This window comes from Methylophaga lonarensis MPL (genome assembly GCF_000349205.1).
GTDB classification, from domain to species: domain Bacteria; phylum Pseudomonadota; class Gammaproteobacteria; order Nitrosococcales; family Methylophagaceae; genus Methylophaga; species Methylophaga lonarensis.
Window position 1 is genome coordinate 1 of the sequence record NZ_APHR01000050.1, and the last position, 3,888, is coordinate 3,888.

The window sequence follows — 3,888 nt, forward strand, 5'->3', positions numbered from 1 at the left end:
GAATGGCTTTCTGTAACAACACCGGCCTGGGCWCMGMWTCACCTTAATATCCGGCGCAATTTCTTCGCCTGCGCCAGACGTCAGATTGTGCAAACCGGCTTTGGTAGTGCCGTAAATATCAAATCGTGGCGTCGGATTTTCTACGTTGATATCGGTGATGTGCACAATATCGGCCGGGGCACCGTTTTCTCCGCGCATGCGGTCCCGTAACGCCTCATTGACAATAAACGGCGCCATCATGTGCACATAGAAAAACTGGTGATATTGCTGAGCAGCCTCAACCAGATCATCCGAGGTCGGGGTAAAACTGGAAGCATTGTGAATAATCGCGCGAACCGTGTGGCAACGAGATTTCAAAGCCTCGGCAAACTGCATGATTGAATGACTATCTGCCAGATCGGCTTGAATAGTTTCAATGCCCGCATCTTCAAGCTTTTGGACATCCGGGGTGCGACTGCGATAATGTGCCAGCACATGATAACCATCTCGATGCAGACTGTTTGCGATATGAAAACCAACCCGACGGCCGGCCCCCGTCACCAACACTATATTTTCCAACACAAGTCTTCCTTCAGTAATGAATGAGTCAATTTTGCCCGCGCCTGAACCAGCGGATCTCGCGGTCAGTCTGGCACTGCGTCAGCGGATTTGCTCTGCAATTGACGCCGCAAATGGTCATTTGCCGTTTTCTGAATACATGCAATTATGTCTGTATTCACCCGGACTAGGATATTACAGCGCGGGCAAGGAAAAGTTCGGCGCTGCCGGGGACTTTATCACGGCCCCCGATATCAGTCCGTTGTTTGCTGCCGCTTTGGCGAGGCACTGTGTTGATGCCCTGCAACAAACTGAAAACGGCATTGTGCTGGAGTTTGGCGCCGGTAATGGCCAACTCGCAACGGATCTGCTGACCCAGTTCGTTGAGCTGGAGTGCCTGCCGTCCAGATACTGTATTTTGGAAACCAGCCCAAGCCTTGCCGAGGCTCAACAGCAAACTATTTTTGCCCGGCACCCCGATCTGACAGATCGAGTGGTATGGCTTGATAACCTGCCAGCCGCATTCCAGGGCGTAGTGATCGCCAATGAAGTCTGTGATGCGATGCCAGTGCATCGACTGGAATTTACCTCACAGGGCTACTTTGAACTGGCTGTCACTGATGATGGTGACAACTTGCGTTGGTGTCATCGACCTTTGCCGATACAGCTTGAAGCCTTTGCAGAGCAAATCCAACAGCTTAATCAGGGTACCCGCCCATACATCACCGAAGTCCCACTGGTGGCTTCTGCGTGGCTGAACAGTCTGGCGGAGACACTGCAACAAGGCGCGGTGTTTGTTATCGATTATGGCTATCCTGCGAGTGAATATTATTTGCCCGAGCGCGTTCAGGGAACCTTGCGCTGTCATTATCAGCACCAGGCGCATGATAACCCGTTGATTCTACAGGGTCTTCAGGATATTACCGCTCACGTCAATTTCTCCGCACTGGCTGAGACCGCATTGTCGGCTGACTTAGATGTCAGCGGCTTTCATTATCAGAAGGATTTTCTGCTGGCAGGAGGGCTGGCCGAACTGGCAAGTGAACAAATGACCGGTTCACAGGATGTTTTCATGCAGATGAAAATGGCTGCCGCGCTGAAACGACTGCTACTGCCAGGCCAGATGGGGGAGAGCTTCAAAGTGTTATCACTCAGCCGTAACGTTGAACTGACCCGGCTTTGCCCGATGAGCGACAAGCGTTATCTGTTGTGAACGGTTGAGCGAAGCATCCGCACTAGGTGTTTGCTTCAAAAATAAAAAAGGGCGATTGCTCGCCCTTTTTTTGTGATGCTAGACAATCACTTATTGTCTAAGACGTTCTACTTCTTCTCTGAGACGCTCGATCTCGTCTGACATTTCAAACAGGATTTCCTTAACGTTGCTCATATCATCACGCAAATTACCAGTTTCCTGCTTGGTTCTGACGATGTCTTCAACCAGTTGTGGGTTGATATCGCCATGCTGTCCCTGTCTGCGTTCCTGTGCCGTTGCCAGCACGGTTGGAATATCAATCACCACCCAGTCGGTACGTTCTCTGCCAGAGTTAGGATCCTGGTAGAAAGAAATGCCGTTATCCTGAGCAACCGTGGTGCTGACTCCCGAATCACGATTTCGTGAACCTGGCAGCAGCGGATTTACACGACGGTCAATGGTTTGTCCGGTGAATTGATCCTTTTCTCTGTACTCTTCGTGAATCAGTCCAAAGACAAAGTTCAACCGACCAGCACCATCAACAAAAACACGGGCACTGTTGGTGCGACGCTCACTGGCGATCGCGCCCTGATGCAAACCGAGAATCACGAAGTTTACATCTTCGTTCGGGCCAGCCTGTCCGAGACCACGCGACAGCGTTGAGCTTAAGGTTGACAGCTCACCGGGTGAAAACAGTGGCACTTGAGAGGTACGCAGCAAAACTCTCTGATTGACATACATCGACTCCAGAATACTGCGCATATCTTCCTGGCTGATAGGCAGAGGATGTTGATTTGGAACCGCGCCTGAATCCTGAGAAACAACACGAACATACTGGAGATTGGATTCCCACAGGGTTGGACCCGTCTGCGCAGCTTCCATCGCTTGAGCTTGCGGCTGTTTACTGAATGGATTGCTGCAACCAGACAGACCGACCATCATCGCCATGCTGGCAGCGATCAAACCGCTGATTTTAACTACGCCTCGCATAATAAATTCCTCGTTTAATTTTTCCGGTTCTTATCAGGGACGACTGAGTTCAGCCTTCTGTTCCCGACATAACAACGCTTGTACCGACTCGCGCGGATCGTACCCTTCAAACAGGATTTTGCATACCTGCTCAACAATCGGCATCTCTATATTGGCCTTTTGTGCCCGCAATAAAACCTCTCGGGCAGCATGCATACCTTCAACTGTTTTGCCGACGTGCCGGACAGCTTCATCAACGCTCAAGCCCCTGCCAATCGCCAGACCGAGTTGTCGATTTCGACTCTGATCATCAGTACAGGTAAGAATTAGGTCACCAATGCCTGACAGACCAAACATGGTTTCTGGCTGCGCGCCAAGAATTGCTGCCAAACGCAGAATTTCTGCCATACCCCGGGTCAATAATGCAGCCCTGGCATTGGCACCATACCCTAATCCATCGCTGATGCCAGCGGCAATCGCAAGCACATTTTTTACCGTACCGCCGACCTGAACACCCAGTACGTCATGGCTGGTATAGGCGCGAAGGGTGGGTCCGTGCAGCGATTGCGCCAACTGGACAGCAAAATCATCATTCTCAGAAGCAACAGTCAACGCTGTTGGCAGATTTCTGGCGACTTCCGCAGCAAATGAAGGTCCGGAAATTACCGCTAGCGGGTGCTGATCGCCCAGCGTTTCTCGAGCGGTGTCATAAAGAAAGGCACCGGTATGCGGTGTCAATCCCTTGGTTGCCCAACTAACCGGCACACCCGCAGGTAAGTGCTGAACCAGCATCGACAGAGCTTCGGCAAAAGCATGACTTGGCACCGAGATCATGACATGTTTGCATTGTGTCAGTGCCTGTTGCAGATCATCGACAATATCAAGGCTGTCAGGAAACACCTGACCAGGAAGATATTCATCATTACGGCGCTGTTCACGCATGGCCTGGCGCTGGGCATCATTCCGCCCCCAAAGCCATACCTTGTGATCATTGCGAGCAAGTGCCATTGCAAGCGCGGTACCCCAGGCACCCGCACCAATTACCAAGGTTGGAAACAATGCCTCAGTCACATCAGTTCGCATAAATTTTGCGATTAGTGTGTCTGATCCTGTCCCGCTTGCTGTTCAGCTGCGGCTTGTTGTTCACGCGCACGCTCAATCTGGTGCATGTACAGCGCATCGAAGTCTGA

The 3,888-nt window shown here is 51.4% G+C and carries 4 protein-coding genes; 1 reads left to right on the forward strand and 3 read right to left on the reverse strand.

Annotated elements, in window-relative coordinates; translation table 11 throughout:
• Positions 1-561: SDR family NAD(P)-dependent oxidoreductase (locus MPL1_RS09205; RefSeq protein WP_009726854.1), on the reverse strand; the 561-nt coding region annotated here is incomplete at its 3' end.
• 16 nt (positions 562-577) lie between these two features.
• Here MPL1_RS09205 and MPL1_RS09210 point away from each other — a divergent pair.
• A complete protein-coding gene (locus tag MPL1_RS09210) occupies positions 578-1,750 on the forward strand; it encodes a class I SAM-dependent methyltransferase (RefSeq protein WP_009726855.1) in 1,173 nt (390 codons plus the stop codon).
• A gap of 90 nt (positions 1,751-1,840) precedes the next feature.
• Here the strand turns inward: MPL1_RS09210 and MPL1_RS09215 are convergent, their stop codons facing one another.
• The gene (locus MPL1_RS09215) at positions 1,841-2,719 is read right to left on the reverse strand and encodes a hypothetical protein (protein ID WP_009726856.1); all 879 of its coding nucleotides are present in this window, start codon (positions 2,717-2,719) and stop codon (positions 1,841-1,843) included.
• A 33-nt stretch (positions 2,720-2,752) separates the two neighbouring features.
• Positions 2,753-3,781, reverse strand: coding sequence for an NAD(P)H-dependent glycerol-3-phosphate dehydrogenase (locus MPL1_RS09220; RefSeq protein WP_009726857.1), 1,029 nt, complete (start codon positions 3,779-3,781; stop codon positions 2,753-2,755).
• Positions 3,782-3,888: the final 107 nt, after the last annotated feature.